Source organism: Vibrio sp. EA2 (assembly GCF_033042495.1).
Lineage (GTDB): Bacteria > Pseudomonadota > Gammaproteobacteria > Enterobacterales > Vibrionaceae > Vibrio.
This window is the reverse complement of record NZ_JAWLID010000007.1, coordinates 205211-224029: the sequence shown is the minus strand read 5'-3', so window position 1 is coordinate 224029 and position 18819 is coordinate 205211. Positions and strand designations below refer to the sequence as shown.

Here is an 18819-nt window from a genome sequence, read left to right as displayed (position 1 = left end):
ACATCGCCAGGCTTTAAATTTTGGACACTTGCAGTAGCGAGTGATACCACTGCGGAGTGGTAGTTCAGTTGGTTAGAATACCGGCCTGTCACGCCGGGGGTCGCGGGTTCGAGTCCCGTCCACTCCGCCACTTATTTGAAGGTTTCGACCTTCGGTCGAATGAGTCCCGCTTGAACGCAAGCCCGGCCATTTCGCCACTTATTTGAGAGTCGTCTCATTAAAAACGAACTGCAGGGGTGTAGCTCCAATTGGCAGAGCAGCGGATTCCAAATCCGCGTGTTGGGAGTTCGAATCTCTCCACCCCTGCCATTATTAAGAAGCCTCGTTCGAAAGAACGGGGCTTTTTTACATCTGTAATTTGGGGATTGTAGAGTCGCTCCAATTGGCAGAGCAGCGGATTCCGCTAATACCAAAAGATCAGTGCGTGTTGGGAGCTTGGGGGCAAGTCCCATCGAATCTCCACCCCTGCCATTATTAAGAAGCCTCGTTCGAAAGAACGGGGCTTTTTTACGTCTGTAGTTTGGTGTTTGCAGAGCCACTTACTGGGATGTCGAATATAGCTATTGTCAGAGCATTATTTCTCTCCTAGCTGAACCAGGTGTTACCGACAGTGTCCGGGCGGTTTAGTCTCAACCTTTCTTCTTGTTGTTCTTCGCCATACTATCGATACCATGGTGGTTTCATTTCGCCTTTTCCTAATTAGTTCTAAACTTAGTCTATTCCTTGCTCGACTGGAGCTTGAGTTAGACCATAGTGCGCGCCGGGTGATATAAAACGGACTTCTTGATATGATCGCGGCTTAATTCTAATAATGGAAAGTACGTTTATGCCACATTTTCGATTTCGTGCTGTAGAGCCTCAAACGGTTCAGGCTCTGTCAAAACCGCTCACGGATGAACTGCAACCTCTGATGGAATGTCCGCGTGAGGACTTTACTTTTGAGTACATCTATACGACGTTTTTTAGTGAGGGAGAAGTTAGCGCAGCATACCCTTTTGTGGAGGTGCTTTGGTTTGATCGTGGGCAGAAGGTTCAAGATAAAGTCGCTAAAACCATTACTCAGAAAGTTCGTGGTATCGTTGGAGAAGATATAGATGTTGCAGTGATATTTACTCCGCTCTCTCCTAAAGCCTACTATGATAATGCTGAACACTACTAAGGAGTGACATTATGAGGCTGAGTATTTTTCTCCACACCAGTTTGCTTTTCTCAGCTTCTATTTTTGCAACTCCGTGGGAGCAGGTTTCGGCTCCCACTCAGAATTCTTCTTCTTCCATTGGTAGTTATGCGAATGGCTGTCTGGATGGCGCTTATCCTTTGCCTCTCGAGGGGACTGGATATCAAGTCCTGCGCAGTAGAACGAATCGCTACTATGGGCATCCCAATACTATCTCATTTATTGAAAATCTTGCCTTAACAGCGAATAAAGAGTTAAGTACAAATTTATTGATCGGTGATCTGTCATTGCCTCGTGGTGGTCGTTTCTCATCTGGTCACTCTAGCCATCAAACTGGTTTAGATATTGATATCTGGCTGCGTTTAGCTGACCAGCCGCTTTCCTACAATGAATTACAACTGCCTAAGCCAATGAGTGTGGTTGACCTTAAAGGCTATTCAATACTTGATCATCGCTGGGATGACCGGCATTTTGAATTGATTCGCTATGCTGCTCAGAATGATGGGGTCGCGCGCATCTTTGTTCATCCAGTCATTAAAGAGCAGTTATGTTCGCAAGAGGAAGGCAAAGATCGTACTTGGTTACGTAAAGTTCGCCCTTGGTGGGGACACCACTATCATTTTCACGTTAGATTATCTTGCCCGGATTCCAGTCGAAATTGTGTTGATCAAGCGCCTCCTCCGGCCGGAGATGGTTGTGGCTATGAGTTAGCGAGCTGGAAACCGAAGGCGGTAGTGCCTGTAACCCCTTCGACTAAAAAAGTGGTGGCAAAACCAAAACGAGCGAAAGTGATTCCATCGCAATGTCAGCCACTTATTCGTACCAATTAAAAAACGCTGAGCTTCTTATAGCCTTTGTCGAATCTCCGTTATGAAACTGGAGAAACATCATACTTTTGTCTACAGTGAATAATACGAATATAAAAATTAACCTAATTAGTTTGGGTGACATGTTATAGGAATCTCGAATAAACAAAGGGTTACGGTTTTTTAGGTTAGTGCCTCTGTTTTTTTAAGTTCTTTTGTCGCGATACTCTGATTTCTGTTCAATATGTCCGTCGCTTGGTAAAAAGAAAAATAGCAACGTGGGCAATTGTATTGAGGTAGGTTTAGTGGTGTTACCTGCCAATAGAGTTAATCAAGGATAAAACCATGACTATGATTTGTGCAAAAGAGTTTGCAGAGTGGTTAAGACACAGATTTAGCAGTGAGACCAAGGGAGTCTTTTTGACTCGAGAAGATTTGAATCATCTGACAGGGCGTCAGCGTCTTGATCCGGGGTTTGTTAATGATGTGCATTACGAGCTGATGCAATACGGGATGGCTTTCGTTACTGATACCAGCCGGGAGAATTTCTATTTAGTTCCAGTATCTCAAGCGGAAAACTGGCGAGATAGGCTAGAGTATCATTTTGAGAAAGAGTTATTCTGCAATATCTATCCCATCGAAAAATCGGGCTAAAAAAAAGGTTCAACTTTACATACAAAGTTGAACCTTATCTAACTACGCCAATCCTTGGATTATCACGAACTTTTCTAGCAACTGCTCTTCTGTTTCGACATGATTCGGATCGGTGATAATGCATTTCGTAATAGGACAAACGGACTGACAGGTCGGCTTATCATAATGACCCTTACACTCAGTGCACAAATCTGGGTCGATTTCGAAAATACTGTCGCCCATGCTGATCGCGCCGTTAGGGCATTCTGGATCACACATGTCACAGTTAATGCATTTATCGGTAATGAGTAATGCCATGATTACTTACCAGTTGGGTTACGAGTGTCCTGACCAGAGTTTAGGTTACGCATTAACAGGCCGTACTCTAAGTTCATATCTTCTGGTACTGGAATAAATACGAAGTGGCCGTTACCTTTTGCATCTTCGATTGACTGTGACTTACGGTTTTCCATCGCCTCCAGAGTGAAAACAACGTTGCCTTTTGGTGTCATTAGCTCAAGGCTGTCACCTACCAGGAATTTGTTCTTCACTTCTACTTCAGCCATGTCACCACGACGTTTACCTGTGAATTCACCAACAAACTGCTGCGCATCAGATACTGAGTAGCCATAGTCGTAGTTTTGATAGGTGTCATGTGTATGACGGCGTAGGAAGCCTTCAGTATAGCCACGGTGAGCCAGGCTCTCTAGCGTACTCATTAGGCTTTCATCGAATGGTTTGCCTGCGACAGCATCATCGATGGCTTTACGGTAAACCTGAGCGGTACGAGCACAGTAGTAGAACGATTTAGTACGGCCTTCAATTTTAAGCGAGTGCACACCCATCTTAGTCAGACGCTCAACATGCTGGATTGCACGAAGGTCTTTAGAGTTCATGATGTACGTGCCGTGCTCATCTTCGTAAGCCGCCATTTTTTCTTCTGGACGGTGAGCTTCAGAAAGTAGAACCACTTCATCTGTTGGCTTGCCACGCCCGATTGTGGTTTCAGGGCGTTCATCTTGAACTTCGACAGGCTGTGCTTCAGATGGGTCAAATTTCTCAACGATATCGCCAGTGTCGTTTTCTTTGCCTTCTTCTACTTTGTATTCCCAACGACATGCGTTAGTACATGTACCTTGGTTAGGGTCACGTTTGTTGATGTAACCAGAAAGCAGACAACGACCAGAGTAAGCCATGCAAAGTGCACCGTGAACGAAAACTTCCAGTTCCGTTTCAGGACAGTGCTCACGAATTTCTTCGATCTCTTCAAGAGAAAGCTCACGAGAGACGATGACGCGCTCAACGCCGTTTGCCGCCCAAAACTTAACGGTTGCCCAGTTTACAGCGTTGGCTTGTACGGAAAGGTGAATTGGCATTTCTGGGAAAGCTTCACGAACCATCATGATTAGGCCTGGATCAGACATGATCAGTGCGTCCGGACCCATTTCTACAACCGGTTTAAGGTCGCGAATGAAAGTTTTTAGCTTAGAGTTGTGCGGCTGAATGTTACATACCACGTAAAGCTTTTTGCCTTGGGCATGCGCTTCATCGATACCGATTTTTAGGTTCTCGTGGTTAAACTCATTGTTACGTACACGAAGGCTGTAGCGAGGCTGGCCTGCGTACACCGCATCAGCGCCATAGGCGAATGCGTAACGCATGTTTTTCAGGCTGCCCGCAGGAGACAGTAGCTCAGGTACGAATGCTTTCTCAGTTGTCATTGCTCAATTCTCTTAATATCTGATCACAAGTCAGGCCAATTCCACCTTATGGAAGTGGGGCGCAAATTTTACGTCAAAATGTGAACTGTGACTAGGGGAATTGTGCTTTTGGTGAACAAACGCCCCATAAAAAGTAGGGGCGTAGCGAGTGAAAAGTAGGGTTATTTTAGGTGTTCGGGTTTGGTAGCCCACCTAATGCGTCGTATAGATTTGGTAGGAACGCACTGAATTCACCGCACATCAGTGAAAAGTCGGCATCGAAACGAGCGGCTTGATCTTCACGTGGGATGTCATCGTTTTGATCTTTTATCTCGTCGGAGAATTTCAGACGTTTGATGCCCGCATCTTCAGTCATGATAAACTCGATGCGGTCTTGCCAGTTAAGAGCCAGTTTGGTGACCACTTTGTCCGCAGCAATGTGATTGCGGATTTCGTCCGTGGTCAGTTCTTGTTTCTTACAGCGGATTACACCGCCTTCTTCCAACACGGACTTCAACTCAGCTTCGTCCATCATTGTGATGCCTTGTGGCGTATCACCGGTTTTTACCCATTCTGTCAATGTTGTCTCGATGGCCACTTCTGGAATGGCTGGAACGACTGGCAAACTGCCCATGGTTTTACGCAGCAGTGCTAGTACATCTTCTGCTTTTTTATAGCTGCTCGCGTCGACAAGAATAAAACCTTCTTTCGGCATGATTAATACGTGAGTGTGACTGCTGCGGCTGAACGCGCGAGGGAGCAAGTCCATCACGATGTCATCTTTTAGGTTGTCTTTCTCTTTTTTCTTTAGCGGGCGACCTTCTTGCGCTTCCATCGCTTCAACTTTTTCATTCAGAGAGTCTTTGATCACGGAGGCTGGCAGCATCTTTTCTTCTTTCTTCGCGCATATCAAAATGCGGTTTTCAGATACGTGAGTCATCATGTCGCCATGTCTACCCATTGCATTTACCCAGCCAAATTTCTGCTTATCTTGGCTGCCACAAGGGGTGAATTGAAACTCAGCAAGTTGAGTTTCCAGTTGATCTGCATTGAAGTTAACCTCGCGGTTAACGCGGTATACCAGACAGTTTTTAAACCACATAAATCTTCTCTAGGCTTGATGACAAGGGACTAATCATAGGGAATTTTGTTGCTGATGTCCTAATAGAAATGAAAAATATCAGGATGAATCTCAAAAGAAAGTTATATGAAAATTTGTTTTCAAAGGTCACAAAAGTGTCATAATTGGTAGTGATAATGCTTATGCATAGAGGGGCGCTTTGTCTCTTAATTTTATTAGTTCAACAAACATAAGGTTATTCAAGTATGTCTAGAAGGATTCTGGTTGTTGAAGACGAAGCTCCAATTCGTGAAATGCTCTGCTTCGTCCTTGAACAGAAAGGTTACCAAGCGGTGGAGGCTGAAGATTACGACACGGCAGTAACCAAACTGGCTGAACCCTTCCCTGATTTAGTTTTACTGGATTGGATGCTACCAGGCGGTAGCGGTATTAACTTTATCAAGCACATGAAACGTGAAGAGCTAACGCGCAATATCCCTGTGGTGATGCTAACGGCTCGTGGTGAAGAAGAAGACAAGGTTCGTGGATTAGAAGTGGGTGCGGATGATTACATCACTAAACCTTTCTCACCAAAGGAGCTGGTTGCTCGTTTAAAAGCCGTCATTCGCCGTGTCACGCCAACTGCACTGGAAGACGTAATTGATGTACAAGGCCTTAAGCTTGATCCTGTATCGCACCGTGTGACCGCTCATGACGGCCCTGTCGACATGGGACCAACAGAATTCAAAATGTTGCACTTCTTCATGACGCATCAGGAGCGTGTTTACAGTCGTGAACAACTGCTAAACAATGTGTGGGGCACCAACGTGTATGTTGAAGACCGTACCGTTGACGTACACATCCGTCGTCTGCGTAAAGCGCTAGAAGCAGCAGGGCATGATAAGCTAATCCAAACGGTTCGTGGCGCAGGTTACCGTTTCTCGACTAAGGCATAAGTTCTTAAACAGCTGATCGGTCCCATTTTTGGAGTAATGAGTGGTTGAAAGATTAACGTGGAAAAAGCTGGCCTGGGAGCTGGCTTTTTTTTACACCCCTTGGGTGATAGTAGGGTGGATATTCGGTTATATGCCGTGGTTGCTATTAGCAGCCACGGTATTACAGCTTGTGTGGCATTTGCATAATCAAGTTCGGTTGTCCTCTTGGTTATGGGACGAAAAGCGTCTTACGCCGCCTTCAGGTAGCGGCAACTGGGAGTCTTTGTTTAATGGACTATATCGCTTACAGCAGCGTCAGCGTCGTAAACGCAAAGAACTGACCAATTTAATCCGCCGATTTAGAAATGGTGCGGAATCGCTACCGGATGCCGTGGTGGTATTCCGAGCAGAAGGCAATATTGTCTGGTGTAACAAACTGGCTCAGCATCTTTTGGGCTTCCATTGGCCGGAAGATTCCGGTCAACCGATTTCAAACCTGATTCGCACACCAGATTTCATTAAATACCTCAATAAGCAAGATTTCTCTGAGCCGCTAGAAATGCGTTCTCCGATGAATGTGGAACGTATGCTAGAGCTGCGTATCGTACCTTACACTGAAGGTGAGCACTTGATGGTGGTACGTGATGTCAGTCAGTTAAAGCAACTGGAAGGCATGCGTCGCAACTTTTTTGCCAATGTTTCTCATGAACTGCGAACGCCTATGACGGTACTGCAAGGCTACCTGGAGATGACGGAAGATCCAGATATGGTCGTCGGCCCAATGTGGACGAAAGCACACGGCGTTATGACCGAACAGCTTAACCGTATGAATGCATTGGTTAATCAATTGCTGACGTTATCTAAAATAGAAGCTGCGCCAATGCATGAGTTGGAAGATGTCGTCAATGTGCCAGCCATGCTCGAAGTTCTGGAAAAAGAAGCGGCAAGCTTAAGTGGTGATGATCACCATAAACTGAAATTTGATGTCGACAAGAGCCTGCGCGTGTTCGGGGACGATGACCAGCTTCGTAGTGCAATTTCTAACCTAGTGTATAACGCCGTGAAATATACCCCGCCAGGCGCCAATATTAACGTGCGTTGGTATCAGAATGCACAAGGTGCCTGTCTGGAAGTTGAAGATAGTGGTGATGGAATAGAGCCTCAGCATTTACACCGACTGACGGAGCGTTTTTATCGAGTAGATAAGGCACGATCTCGTGACACCGGTGGTAGTGGCCTTGGCTTAGCGATCGTAAAACATGCGCTTAGCCACCATGACTCTCATTTAGAAATACAAAGTGAAGTCGGAGTAGGGAGTAAGTTCTCTTTCGTTCTTCCTGGTCGTTTGGTGGCGAAGTAATGGAGTCTCGAGTGATTAAATCTGCCGGACTCGCGGCGCTGATTGTATTAGCGAGTTCCGGGACGTCTATTGCAAAAGACAAACCTTTGCCAAATTATCAGAAAACAACGGGTATCGTCGGTAATTTGCTGTCGGTTGGCTCGGATACATTAGCTGGCATGACGACGTTATGGGTGGAGGAATTTAAATCCATCTATCCAAACATTAATGCTCAGGTTCAAGCATCCGGATCGTCAACGGCACCGCCAGCGCTGGCTGAACAAACCGCTCAGTTTGGCCCTATGAGCCGCCCGATGCGCCTGAGGGAAGTCGAAGCCTTTGAGAGAGGGCACGGCTACAAGCCAACGGCATTGCGTGTTGCGATCGATGCTATCGGTATCTTTGTCCATCAGGATAACCCGATTTCGGGGCTTAACTTTAAGCAACTGGACGCGATATTCTCAGCCACTTTGCGTTGTGGTGAGAGTAACTTTATTACTAACTGGCAGCAGCTCGGGGTGCAAGCCGAATGGGCTAAACGTAATGTACAACTGTTTGGTCGTAACTCGGTGTCGGGGACTTATGGCTACTTTAAAAGCAATGCCTTGTGCGGCGGTGATTTTAAAACCCGTGTAAATGAGCAGCCTGGTTCGGCCTCGGTAGTACAGTCCGTGGCGTCAACGATAAGTGGTGTCGGTTACTCCGGGGTTGGCTACCGAGTTGCGGGGGTTCGCCTGATCCCTATCGCCAAAGCTGGCACAGACTACATCCGTCCAACGCGAGATAATATTGTGACAGGTAAGTACCCACTTTCGCGCTATCTCTATGTTTACGTAAACAAGCACCCAGACTTTCCGCTCTCGCCTATCGAAGCAGAATTCATCCGGTTTATCTTCTCTGCTCAAGGGCAGGCGTTGGTTGAAAAAGATGGGTACGTGCCAATCACGGCGGATTTCGCAGAAGAAGAGCTAAAAAAAGTCGGCTTATAATTAGCCGACTTCTTCATTTAGAGTGTTGCCTTGTTTTAGAAGGTGAGCACCCACTTCGCGTTTTCCCAACGCTGCTGCTCTTCCTGTAAGTCTGCATGAAGCAACTTATTGTTCTCCAGCCACTCTTCATCCGTACAGGTTAACGTCCAAACATCGTCTTTGATCGATAGAGTGATGTCGGGGAGTGGCTCGTCGTTGCGTTGCCCATTTAGTACAATCGAAATCCTCAGGATTTTAATCAGGCTAAGTACATCACTTTGTTTGTAAAGATTAAAGTCCGGTAATTCATTGAGCTTTAAAGCTTTACGCTGAAAGCGAGCCAGCGTCGCTAACACTAGTTGCTGTTCACGGTTAAAACCTGGCAGCGTTGAGTGCAAGAGAATATAAAACGAGTGGCGGTGAAAACTACGCAAGTTAATGCTTAGACCAACCTCGTGTAGCAGTGCTGCCCATTCGAGTAGGTCAAACAGATCGCTTTTTTTCTTAATACCTAGTTCGGAATGAACGTGTTCTAACATCTCTCTGGCCTGACCTTTAACACGTGCTGCATGTTCAAGATCGACGCGATGCTTCTGCGCTAAGTTTTCAGTGGTACGCATGCGAATGTCAGAACGGGCAAAGCGCTCTTCCATTTCATACAGCAACCCTTCTCTCAATGCACCATCGGAAAAGAACATCTGTTCAACTTTTAGTGCCTGGAAAATGGCAGTAAGAATCGCGACACCAGCTGCAAAAACGGGCTTACGCTCGTCAGTCAATCCGGTGAGTTCAATGTCGTCAATGGAGGAGAATTCGCATAAAGCCTCAATAAGTTTATTAAGGCGTTTTAACGTAATCAAGCCGTCTTCATAGCCCAACCCAATCAATACTTCTTGAATCGCTTTTATGGTACCCGATGAACCAAGCGCGATGTCCCAGCCTTTTTTGCGATACTTACTCGCGATAGATTCCAGCTTTTGCTCTGCCGCCAGCATGGCTTTGCTAAAGTTTTTTCCAGACAGCTTGCCATTTTTGAAAAACTGTTCGGTAAAGCTGACGCAACCCATTTGTTTACTGTTAAGAAGCTCAGGTTCAAACCCCTGACCGATGATCATCTCGGTACTGCCGCCGCCGATATCAACAACGAGTTTAGAATTTGACTCGACCTGAGTATGCGCAACACCTAAATAAATAAGGCGTGCTTCTTCCTCTCCCGGGATAATTTCAATCGGGAAAGGCAACACTTCTTTGGCTCGGTTAATAAACAAGTGCGCGTTTTTTGCTCGTCTTAGGGTGTGAGTCGCGGCAATGCGCACGTTAGACTCGTCCAAGCCTTGCAGACGTTCGGCAAACATTGCCAGGCATTCAAGCGCTCTCTCCATCGAGGCGTGGCTTAAGTTCAGTTCACTGTCCAGGCCGGAAGCCATACGAACTCTTTGTTTATGACGGCTGACTAATTGCAGGTCACTACCGACAACTTTTGCCACCACCATGTGGAAACTGTTAGAGCCGAGATCAATCGCGGCAATATAACGTTCATCTTGTTCAAGTATCTGAGACATCTGGCCTTTGTCTTCTGGTTTGCTTTTCTATATTTTTAAGATAGTCATAGATGGCAACTTGTGAACGAACTTTTTTGCGGTTACCGCGAGGTACGTAGCTGTTACTCATCTCTTTATCTATCAAGCGCGCCTTTACGGTATCGGTAAAGTGGATATTGATTATATCAATAATTCTTTGCTTCAGGCGAGGATCACGAATTGGTGTCGTGACCTCAATGCGGTGATCGATGTTACGAGTCATCCAGTCAGCAGAGGAGATATATACCTGCGGATCGCCATCATTGTGAGCGATGATTACCCTTGGGTGCTCCAAAAAGCGGTCCACGATACTGATGATACGGATATTCTCACTCGCTCCTTCGATACCCGGAACCAGAGAACACATGCCTCGAATGATCATGTTCACTTTTACGCCCGCATTACTTGCCGCGTAAAGTCTGGTGACGATGCCTTTGTCGACCAGGTTGTTAATTTTGATCGTGAGGCTTGCTTTTTTACCCGCTTTTGCGTTGGTGATTTCACCATCAATAAGGCGATAAATTTGTGAACGCGAGTTTCGTGGAGAAACCATCAGGTGGTTGAATTTAACCGGGCGATAAGGATTCTCAATATAACCGAAGACATTGCGAACTTCCGTAGTGAGATCTTGGTCTGCGGTAAGCAGAGCGAAGTCGGTATAAATTCGTGCGGTTTTCTCGTGGAAGTTACCCGTACCGATGTGTGCATAGCGAACAATGTCGTCATCTTCACGACGACTAATGAGCAGCAACTTAGAGTGAATCTTCAGACCTGGCGCACCGAAAATAACGTGTACGCCCGCTTCTGTCAGTACTTTAGACCATTCGATATTCGCTTCTTCGTCAAACCTTGCTTGCAGTTCAACAACCACGGTAACGTTCTTTCCGTTGTGAACAGCATCAATCAATGAATTCATTAAGCGTGAATCTTTGGCGACTCGATACACATTGATTTTTATACCGATGACTTTCGGATCGAACGAGGCCTGGCGAACCAGCTCTGTGATATGGTCAAAAGTATGATACGGGTAGTAAAGCAGAATATCCTTGGCTTTAATCGCCTTGAAGCTGTTGGGATAACCTTCGAAGTCAGCACACTTCATTGGTGGCATAGGTTTGTTTTCTAGGTAGTCACGTCCAACGTTTGGGAAAGAGATAAAGTCTTTGAAGTTCTGGTAGCGACTGCCGGGAATAAGGTTATCGTAGCTCGAAATCTTCATCTTACTGCACAAAAAGTCGAGCATATCCTGTGGCATTTCGCGCTCATAGACAAAGCGTACTGGCATTGCAGTAAGACGCTGATTCACACCCTCTGACATCTGTTCCAGCAAGCTGTATTCGATTTCATTACGTAAATCGTACTCTGCATCCCGAGTCATTTTCATGGCATAGCCATTTAACTCGTCATAGTCGAAAAAGCCTTTAAACAGCTCGTCTAAGCAGTAGCGAATAATGTTATCAAGTAAAATGATGGTCTTACGGCGTTTGCCTTTTTGTTCTGGTACCATCACGAAGCGAGGCAAGTGGTCGGTTGGAATTTCGATCAACGCGTACTGTGAGTTTTGTTCTTTGCGTAACTCGACCGCGATATAAGCGTATTCATCTTTGAGAAATTGAAGGACGTCGATTTCGTCTTTCATCAGTAGCGGCGTAATATGTGGCATCACTTCGTTACGGAAGTATTTGGTTATCCACTTCTGCTGTACTTCATCAAGTTGCTGTTCATTAACCAAGAAAATGCGACGTCGAGCCATTTCTCGTATTAATTCACTGTAAAGTTCGTCGAATTTTTCGTTAAGCTTGAACGCTTTCGCCTGCATCTTTGACAACAGGCGTTTGGAGCTGTCATTTACTCCGCGTTCTTGATTGATTAGGATTCTTCGTTTTACGTCAGCAAAACGTACTTTATAGAACTCGTCCAGATTGTTGGAAAAGATCCCGAGAAATCGAATTCGCTCGATCAATGGAACGGTCTTATCTGCGGCTTCTTGCAATACTCGTTCATTAAAAGACAACCAACTAAGCTCTTTTTCTACATATAGTTTTTCAGTGCTCATTATCTTACCTAGCCAAAAGGTGAAAGTTGCATATTCATCAAGGAAAATATAGTTGAGTGAGAACATTATGAGATTTTTGTTACAGTTTTATTTCATCGTGCTTGTTAGCTTCCAGAGTTGTTTTCTTTTCAGTTGGTTAATGTGATCTGTAATATAATTGTCATCTAAAAGACATATTCTGGTACTGAGTAAAAAAAGGTAGAGAGATAAATGGCACAAGCCGAGTTTTCATTGCAGGAAAAAGATAAGAAGCGACTGATTAAAGATCGTTTGGTCAGGCTTGCAGTGACGATGGGTGGTGTAGGCGTTCTGGCTGCGCTGATTTTGATTTTTGTCTATCTTGCTATGGTGATCATTCCTCTGTTTTCGGATGCGAAAATAGAGACGAACCATGCTTCCAGAAGTGTTCAGCTAGGCGAGCCATTAGCGATATCTGTTGATGATTATGCCCAACAGGCTTTTGTGCTTACCGAAGATGGCCAGGCTCAGTTCCTGTCGATGGATGAGTCGGCGCCGACTTCGCTTTACTCTCAGCAACTCGTTACTCAACCTGTTTCTTTTTCACAATCAGCACCGGGCCGTGGATGGTACGGATTGGTTGATGAGCAAGGCAAAGCGCATATTTTCAAACCTGAGTTTAATGCGACTTTAAAAGAGGATGCGCGTCCGCCAGAGATCGTTACTTTCCATACCAGTATGGATATGGTTCTAACCGACGAGTCTGATCCCGTGGTTCAATTTGCTTTCAGTGCTAGTGAGCAAGCTCCAACCATTGTCTGGCAGACTCAAAATGGCCAGGTTCACGCTCGTTGGCAGTATTCATCTTCTTTGCTAGGCGACGAGCCAAGTACGATAGATTTTACCTTTTCTGCTGGTTTCAACTATCCCGATCAAATTCTGCTAACCCCGGGTGGAGAAACCTTGTACCTGCGAGATGGGTCCGAACTGATCGTTTTGAAGAAAGATAAGTTCACCTTTGTGGTACGTGAGGTGATTGACCTGACACAGGGCGATAGCAAGCATTCGGTGCGAAACATCGATTTACTCTCTGGTGCTTACTCTCTGCTTGTCACCCACAATGATGGCATGGTTTCACAATGGTTCGATACGCTTCAGGGTGATAAGCGAACTCTGACTTACATTCGTAATTTTAAACTGGCGTCGGAGCTCAAATACTTGTTACCAGACTCCCATCGCAAAGGTTTCTACAGCTTCTATACCAATGGCACAGTACAAAGCCATTACACCACCAGTGAAAAGCTGGTGCTATTTAAGCGTGCTTATCAGCAAGCGCCGGCTCTAGCTGCGATGTCGAGTAATGAGCGTTATTTAATTAGCTGGCAAGAGGACAAGCTTAATGTTGCCAAGGTGGACAACCCGTACCCTGAAGTGTCGCTCTCGTCTTTGTGGCAGGAAGTCTGGTATGAAGGCTATCCTGAAGCGGAATTTGTTTGGCAATCAACGTCGGCTAGTGATGACTTTGAAGCCAAGTTCAGCTTAGTGCCTATCGCGTTTGGCACGATTAAAGCTGCGATGTTTGCCATGTTGTTCTCAGTACCACTGGCGGTATTGGGAGCAATTTATACCGCTTACTTTATGTCCCCGCGTATGCGAAGAGTGGTTAAACCTTCGATAGAGTTGATGGAAGCCTTACCAACCGTGATCATCGGTTTCCTTGCCGGGCTTTGGTTTGCGCCAATTGTCGAGGATCATTTGATTACTGTTGTGGTGATGCTGTTTGTATTACCGCTGGGTACGATGATCATTGGTGGACTTTGGGCTCTCCTTCCACAGTCGTTAAGAAACAGACTGCCAAATGGCTGGCATGCTCTGGTATTGATGCCGTTATTGCTGTTGCTGATAGGATTGGGAGTCTGGTTATCGCCCGCTATCGAGCAGAGCTTTTTCGGAGGGGATATGCGTTTATTCCTGACAGAGCATGGTGTTGGCTTTGACCAGCGTAACGCATTGGTTGTCGGGTTGGCGATGGGCTTTGCCGTTATACCAACGATTTTCACCATTGCCGAGGATGCGATTTTCTCCGTACCGAAGCACTTGTCGGATGGCTCTTTAGCTTTGGGAGCAACACCATGGCAGACCTTAATTTACGTTGTGCTGCTGACTGCGAGTCCCGGTATTTTCTCGGCCATTATGATGGGATTGGGACGTGCGGTAGGTGAGACCATGATCGTGCTAATGGCGACGGGTAACACGCCGCTTATGGACTGGAACATCTTAGAGGGAATGCGCAGTTTATCAGCAACGATTGCGGTTGAGTTACCGGAGTCAGAAGTAGGCAGTACGCATTTTCGATTGCTGTTCCTTGCGGCATTAATATTGTTTTTATTTACTTTTGCGGTGAATGCCCTTGCTGAGTTTGTCCGCCAAAGACTGAGAGATAAGTACCGTGCGTTGTAATAATAGTTTGAACAAAGAGCGAGTGGTTGCGTGTTAAATTGGATTCGTTCTGGCGCACCTTGGATATGGCTAACGGGTGGAGCTGTGAGTATCAGCTTGCTCTCCGTTTTAGGTTTGCTTCTGCTTATAGGCTGGAAAGGATTAACCTTTTTCTGGCCTGCACCTTTGTATCAATGGAACGTAGCAGCGTTAACGCCTGTGCAGGGGGAAGTACTGCAGGAAAATAGTAAGCTGATTGGTCAGGTTTACGAGCGGAGCTTTGTGCCCAAAAGCTACTTACCGCAAGAAGCGGTAAATAAACTCGGCGATGATGAAGATTTTGCGACTCGCCTGAGTATTAAAATTGCTAACCGAGAGCTTTATCCTGCGGATTTTATCTCCGTATTACAAATGCAATTGGATGAGCCAACCACCCCTAAAGATTTAGCCGTCATTGAACGCAGCAGCGGTGGGTACTTTTTTGGCAAAATGATCGCGTTTGAAGATGGGGACAAACGCTATGAAAAGAACCTTCGGACGATACTTGATGACAAGATAGACGATGCTGAGATATTACGCCATGAGATTGATTCGCTGGTGGTCGATCAATTACAGGATCTCGGCTGGAAGTTGGAGCAGTTACGACTGGAAAAGCGTAAACATGAGCTCAACAACACCGTTACCGATGCGTTTTTAGCGGATAACCAGCAGAGAAAAGAGCAAATTGAACAACAGCTAGCAAGCCTGGATTTACAGCTTGATGGTCTTCGCCTACAACTATCTGACTATGCTTTAATTGTCGAAGACATGACTGGCGAGCAGGTCGCGATTCCACTCGAAGACATTCTTGATTATTGGTACCCAAATCAAATGTCTCTGCTAGGTAAAGTGGCGCACTGGGGGAAGCAAGTCTGGAAGTTTTTATCGGATGATCCGCGCGAGTCTAATTCCGAAGGTGGCGTCTTCCCGGCGATTTTTGGCACGGTATTCTTAGTAATCATCATGTCTATCATCGTCATGCCGCTGGGGGTTATTGCCGCGATTTATCTGCATGAGTACGCCAAAAACAACGCACTGACACGCGTGATACGGATTGCGGTAATTAACCTGGCTGGTGTTCCGTCGATTGTTTACGGTGTCTTTGGTTTAGGCTTTTTCGTCTATACCATTGGTGGCTCGATCGATAACCTGTTCTATAGCGAGAAACTGCCAGCCCCGACATTTGGTACACCGGGCTTGCTGTGGTCCGCGTTGACCCTTGCTGTGCTAACGTTGCCTGTAGTGATTGTTACCACAGAAGAAGGGCTTACTCGCATTCCCAATTCTGTTCGTCATGGCTCTTTAGCCCTGGGAGCAACTCAGTTTGAAACGCTTTGGCGTGTGATTTTACCCATGGCGACCCCTGCCATTATTACCGGCTTAATACTGGCGATAGCTCGTGCTGCTGGTGAGGTGGCACCACTCATGCTGGTGGGGGTCGTTAAGCTGGCTTCAAGCTTACCTGTTGATGGCCAGTTCCCATACGTGCACCTAGACCGGAAGTTCATGCATTTGGGCTTTCATATTTACGATGTCGGCTTCCAGACCTCTAATATTGAAGCAGCGCGCCCCCTGGTATATGCGACCTCTTTCCTGCTCATTACCGTGATTGTCGGGCTAAACTTAACAGCAATCAGTATTCGTAATGATTTGCGTGAAAAATACAGAACGTTAGGACAAGATTAAGTATGTTTAATTTTGATAATACATTGGGTTACGAGCCACCGTTAGATGTGCATAACCTCACGGATGAACAAACGGCTATCTCCATTGAGAACCTTAATCTTTTCTACGGGCAAGCTCAGGCATTACATGATATCTCGATGCGTATTCCGAAAGGTCGGGTAACGGCATTTATCGGTCCATCAGGTTGTGGAAAATCGACTCTGTTGCGCTGTATCAACCGCATGAACGATTTAGTTGAAGGTTGTAAAGTCACTGGTGAAGTACGACTGCATGGAAAAAATGTCTACCATCCCAGTGTTGATGTTGCAACGCTCAGACGCCGTGTTGGTATGGTATTTCAGCGGCCAAATCCATTCCCTAAATCGATCTATGAAAATGTGGTGTACGGCCTGCGCCTGCAGGGGGTAAAGAATGGCCGAGATCTTAATGACGCGGTTGAACGTTCTTTGCGCGCAGCAGCCCTGTGGGATGAAGTGAAAGACCGATTACATGAGAATGCCTTTGGTTTGTCAGGTGGTCAGCAGCAACGTTTGGTTATCGCGCGTGCCATTGCGATTGAACCAGAGGTGCTATTGCTTGATGAGCCGACATCAGCACTTGATCCAATCTCCACTTTGACTATTGAGGAGCTTATCAATGAGCTGAAAACTCAATATACTGTGGTTATTGTTACCCACAACATGCAGCAAGCAGCAAGGGTCAGCGACCACACGGCATTTATCCATATGGGTAAGCTTATAGAGTATTCAGACGCAGACTCGATCTTCACGTCGCCGATTAAGACTCAGACGGAAGACTACATTACCGGTCGTTACGGTTAATACCCGGCGACAAGATTAAACAGAAGGAAAATTATGCACTTTGGACGTCATATTTCAGGACAATTTAACGTAGAGCTAGAATCTATTCGTACTCATGTTTTAACCATGGGGGGGTTGGTTGAACAGCAGCTGTCGTATGCTATTCAAGCCTTGAATAAAGAAGATATCGAGCTCGCACGAAAGGTTGTGCGTGATGACCACAAAGTGAATGCAATGGAAGTGTCCATTGATGATGCGTGCACTCGTATTATCGCTAAGCGTCAGCCGACAGCGAAAGACCTGAGATTAATCATGGCGATCATTAAAACGATCACCGATTTAGAGCGCATTGGTGATGTTGCGACACGTATTGCTTATGTTGCCATCGAAAGTCCTTCATCAAAAGAGCGCCAGTTCCAGGTATCGTTAGAGCCGCTGTGTCGTCAGGCGATTCAAATGTTGCATCAGGTCCTTGATGCGTTTGCGCGTATGGATGTGGAAGCCGCAGCCGAAGTACACAAGCAGGATGATAAACTGGATGCTGAATATGAAGCGGTCATTCGTCAGTTAATGACCTACATGATGGAAGACCCGAAAAATATCCCCAACATACTGCAAGTGATGTGGTCGGCGCGCGCCATCGAGCGAGTGGGAGACCGCTGTCAGAATATCTGTGAATACATCATCTACTTCGTGAAAGGTAAGGATGTCCGACACCTTGGTGATCAGAGTATTGATGACGTTCTGAAGTAAACCAAGTGGTATTAAACGAGAAAGACCAGCATAACGCTGGTCTTTTTGATTGGGGGAATAGGCAGCTAATACTTCTCCGGCACAAAGGTCTGATCGTCGAGCGGAGCTCTGACATAACCTTTTTTGTTAAGCTCTGGTAATTCAATTGGCGGGTACTCAAGCGCCTTGTAATCAATTTGACTCAAAAGGTGGCTGATGCAATTTAAACGGGCTTTCTTTTTAGAGTCGGATGGCACGACCCACCAGGGGCAGGTTTTGGTGTCGGTATAGGCAAACATCTTATCTTTCGCTTCCGAGTACTCGATCCAGCGGTGACGCGATTCCAAGTCCATAGGGCTGAATTTCCAGCGTTTTATTGGTGTGTTAATGCGTCCGAGGAATCGCTTCTCTTGCTCCTCATCTGAGACTGAAAACCAGTATTTTATTAAGATGATGCCAGAACGCTGTAACATACGCTCGAACTCTGGGCATGAACGCAGGAACTCCTCATACTCTTCCGGTGTGCAAAAGCCCATGACTTTCTCAACACCTGCCCGGTTATACCAACTGCGATCAAATAAGACGATTTCGCCAGCGGAAGGCAGGTGCGCCACATAACGTTGAAAATACCACTGGGTCTTCTCTTTTTCGGTTGGTGCGGGTAGGGCGGCAACACGACATACACGTGGATTAAGCTTTTCGGTAATACGCTTTATCACGCCACCTTTACCTGCTGCGTCGCGGCCTTCAAACAGCACAACCACTTTTAATCCTTTATGCTTGACCCACTCCTGGAGCTTAACCAATTCTGTTTGCAGCTTTCTGAGCTCTTTTTCGTATTCCTTGTTTTTCAGCTTAGACATATCCAGTTCCTCAATCCTTGATATTCAAGATGTTAACACTCAATATTA

General features: G+C 46.0%; 15 protein-coding genes, 2 tRNA genes and 2 pseudogenes. 13 read left to right on the top strand and 6 right to left on the bottom strand.

Annotated elements, in window-relative coordinates:
* Positions 1–53 precede the first annotated feature (53 nt).
* The 5 genes from RXX31_RS15990 (at position 54) to RXX31_RS15970 (ending at position 2637) form a co-directional block, all read left to right on the top strand.
* Positions 54–130: transfer RNA gene (locus RXX31_RS15990), tRNA-Asp, on the top strand.
* A 102-nt stretch (positions 131–232) separates the two neighbouring features.
* Positions 233–309, top strand: a tRNA-Trp gene (locus RXX31_RS15985).
* A gap of 517 nt (positions 310–826) precedes the next feature.
* Positions 827–1159 (top strand): DUF1904 domain-containing protein, encoded by a 333-nt coding sequence (locus RXX31_RS15980; RefSeq protein WP_317590574.1) that lies wholly within the window; start codon positions 827–829, stop codon positions 1157–1159.
* An 11-nt stretch (positions 1160–1170) separates the two neighbouring features.
* Positions 1171–2007, top strand: coding sequence for a penicillin-insensitive murein endopeptidase (gene mepA, locus RXX31_RS15975; RefSeq protein ID WP_317590573.1), 837 nt, complete (start codon positions 1171–1173; stop codon positions 2005–2007).
* A 321-nt stretch (positions 2008–2328) separates the two neighbouring features.
* Positions 2329–2637: a hypothetical protein gene (locus tag RXX31_RS15970; protein ID WP_317590571.1), complete on the top strand. Its 309-nt coding sequence runs from the start codon at positions 2329–2331 to the stop codon at positions 2635–2637.
* 42 nt (positions 2638–2679) lie between these two features.
* Here RXX31_RS15970 and RXX31_RS15965 read toward each other — a convergent pair whose 3' ends face one another.
* The 3 genes from RXX31_RS15965 to rdgC form a co-directional block, all read right to left on the bottom strand.
* Entirely contained in the window at positions 2680–2934 is a 255-nt protein-coding gene (locus RXX31_RS15965; protein ID WP_014230901.1) for a YfhL family 4Fe-4S dicluster ferredoxin, read from the bottom strand.
* A gap of 2 nt (positions 2935–2936) precedes the next feature.
* Positions 2937–4337: a tRNA 5-hydroxyuridine modification protein YegQ gene (gene yegQ / locus RXX31_RS15960; protein ID WP_317590569.1), complete on the bottom strand. Its 1401-nt coding sequence runs from the start codon at positions 4335–4337 to the stop codon at positions 2937–2939.
* A 166-nt stretch (positions 4338–4503) separates the two neighbouring features.
* Entirely contained in the window at positions 4504–5418 is a 915-nt protein-coding gene (gene rdgC / locus RXX31_RS15955; protein WP_317590568.1) for a recombination-associated protein RdgC, read from the bottom strand.
* Between the two features lie 224 nt (positions 5419–5642).
* Between rdgC and phoB the strand changes: the two genes are divergently transcribed.
* The 3 genes from phoB to RXX31_RS15940 are packed head-to-tail and all read left to right on the top strand — an operon-like array spanning position 5643 to position 8639.
* A complete protein-coding gene (gene phoB / locus RXX31_RS15950; RefSeq protein WP_317590567.1) occupies positions 5643–6332 on the top strand; it encodes a phosphate regulon transcriptional regulator PhoB in 690 nt (229 codons plus the stop codon).
* Positions 6333–6372: 40 nt separating this feature from the next.
* Positions 6373–7671, top strand: a complete 1299-nt coding sequence (gene phoR / locus RXX31_RS15945; RefSeq protein WP_317590565.1) for a phosphate regulon sensor histidine kinase PhoR — start codon at positions 6373–6375, stop codon at positions 7669–7671.
* Positions 7671–8639, top strand: a complete 969-nt coding sequence (locus RXX31_RS15940) for a phosphate ABC transporter substrate-binding protein PstS family protein (protein WP_317590563.1) — start codon at positions 7671–7673, stop codon at positions 8637–8639. The genes phoR and RXX31_RS15940 overlap by 1 nt, the downstream gene beginning before the upstream one ends.
* 35 nt (positions 8640–8674) lie before the next feature.
* On the opposite strand, the gene ppx is transcribed toward RXX31_RS15940, so the two are convergent.
* The gene (gene ppx, locus RXX31_RS15935) at positions 8675–10180 is read right to left on the bottom strand and encodes an exopolyphosphatase (protein WP_317590561.1); all 1506 of its coding nucleotides are present in this window, start codon (positions 10178–10180) and stop codon (positions 8675–8677) included.
* Entirely contained in the window at positions 10164–12254 is a 2091-nt protein-coding gene (ppk1, locus tag RXX31_RS15930) for a polyphosphate kinase 1 (RefSeq protein ID WP_317590560.1), read from the bottom strand. The genes ppx and ppk1 overlap by 17 nt, the downstream gene beginning before the upstream one ends.
* A gap of 210 nt (positions 12255–12464) precedes the next feature.
* Between ppk1 and RXX31_RS15925 the strand changes: the two genes are divergently transcribed.
* The 5 genes and pseudogenes from RXX31_RS15925 to phoU all read left to right on the top strand — a co-directional run bounded on the left by RXX31_RS15925 (position 12465) and on the right by phoU (position 17929).
* The gene (locus tag RXX31_RS15925) at positions 12465–14672 is read left to right on the top strand and encodes an ABC transporter permease subunit (RefSeq protein WP_317590559.1); all 2208 of its coding nucleotides are present in this window, start codon (positions 12465–12467) and stop codon (positions 14670–14672) included.
* A 30-nt stretch (positions 14673–14702) separates the two neighbouring features.
* A pseudogene (locus RXX31_RS24840) lies at positions 14703–15147 on the top strand (phosphate ABC transporter, permease protein PstA); the annotation flags it as partial.
* A 260-nt stretch (positions 15148–15407) separates the two neighbouring features.
* Positions 15408–16376: pseudogene (gene pstA / locus RXX31_RS24835) on the top strand (phosphate ABC transporter permease PstA); the annotation flags it as partial.
* 2 nt (positions 16377–16378) lie between these two features.
* The gene (pstB, locus tag RXX31_RS15915; protein ID WP_317590556.1) at positions 16379–17197 is read left to right on the top strand and encodes a phosphate ABC transporter ATP-binding protein PstB; all 819 of its coding nucleotides are present in this window, start codon (positions 16379–16381) and stop codon (positions 17195–17197) included.
* 33 nt (positions 17198–17230) lie between these two features.
* Positions 17231–17929, top strand: a complete 699-nt coding sequence (phoU, locus tag RXX31_RS15910) for a phosphate signaling complex protein PhoU (protein ID WP_317590555.1) — start codon at positions 17231–17233, stop codon at positions 17927–17929.
* A 65-nt stretch (positions 17930–17994) separates the two neighbouring features.
* On the opposite strand, the gene ppk2 is transcribed toward phoU, so the two are convergent.
* Complete coding sequence (gene ppk2, locus RXX31_RS15905) at positions 17995–18771, bottom strand: polyphosphate kinase 2 (protein ID WP_317590554.1); 777 nt, start codon at positions 18769–18771, stop codon at positions 17995–17997.
* Between the last annotated feature and the right edge of the window lie 48 nt (positions 18772–18819).

Coding starts and splice junctions, on each gene's coding strand:
- rdgC (WP_317590568.1), bottom strand. CDS start 5,418: ATGTGGTTTAAAAACTGTCTGGTATACCGCGTTAACCGCGAGGTTAAC.
- ppx (WP_317590561.1), bottom strand. CDS start 10,180: ATGTCTCAGATACTTGAACAAGATGAACGTTATATTGCCGCGATTGAT.
- ppk2 (WP_317590554.1), bottom strand. CDS start 18,771: ATGTCTAAGCTGAAAAACAAGGAATACGAAAAAGAGCTCAGAAAGCTG.
- pstB (WP_317590556.1), top strand. CDS start 16,379: ATGTTTAATTTTGATAATACATTGGGTTACGAGCCACCGTTAGATGTG.
- RXX31_RS15965 (WP_014230901.1), bottom strand. CDS start 2,934: ATGGCATTACTCATTACCGATAAATGCATTAACTGTGACATGTGTGAT.
- RXX31_RS15970 (WP_317590571.1), top strand. CDS start 2,329: ATGACTATGATTTGTGCAAAAGAGTTTGCAGAGTGGTTAAGACACAGA.
- RXX31_RS15925 (WP_317590559.1), top strand. CDS start 12,465: ATGGCACAAGCCGAGTTTTCATTGCAGGAAAAAGATAAGAAGCGACTG.
- RXX31_RS15980 (WP_317590574.1), top strand. CDS start 827: ATGCCACATTTTCGATTTCGTGCTGTAGAGCCTCAAACGGTTCAGGCT.
- yegQ (WP_317590569.1), bottom strand. CDS start 4,337: ATGACAACTGAGAAAGCATTCGTACCTGAGCTACTGTCTCCTGCGGGC.
- phoU (WP_317590555.1), top strand. CDS start 17,231: ATGCACTTTGGACGTCATATTTCAGGACAATTTAACGTAGAGCTAGAA.
- ppk1 (WP_317590560.1), bottom strand. CDS start 12,254: ATGAGCACTGAAAAACTATATGTAGAAAAAGAGCTTAGTTGGTTGTCT.
- mepA (WP_317590573.1), top strand. CDS start 1,171: ATGAGGCTGAGTATTTTTCTCCACACCAGTTTGCTTTTCTCAGCTTCT.
- RXX31_RS15940 (WP_317590563.1), top strand. CDS start 7,671: ATGGAGTCTCGAGTGATTAAATCTGCCGGACTCGCGGCGCTGATTGTA.
- phoB (WP_317590567.1), top strand. CDS start 5,643: ATGTCTAGAAGGATTCTGGTTGTTGAAGACGAAGCTCCAATTCGTGAA.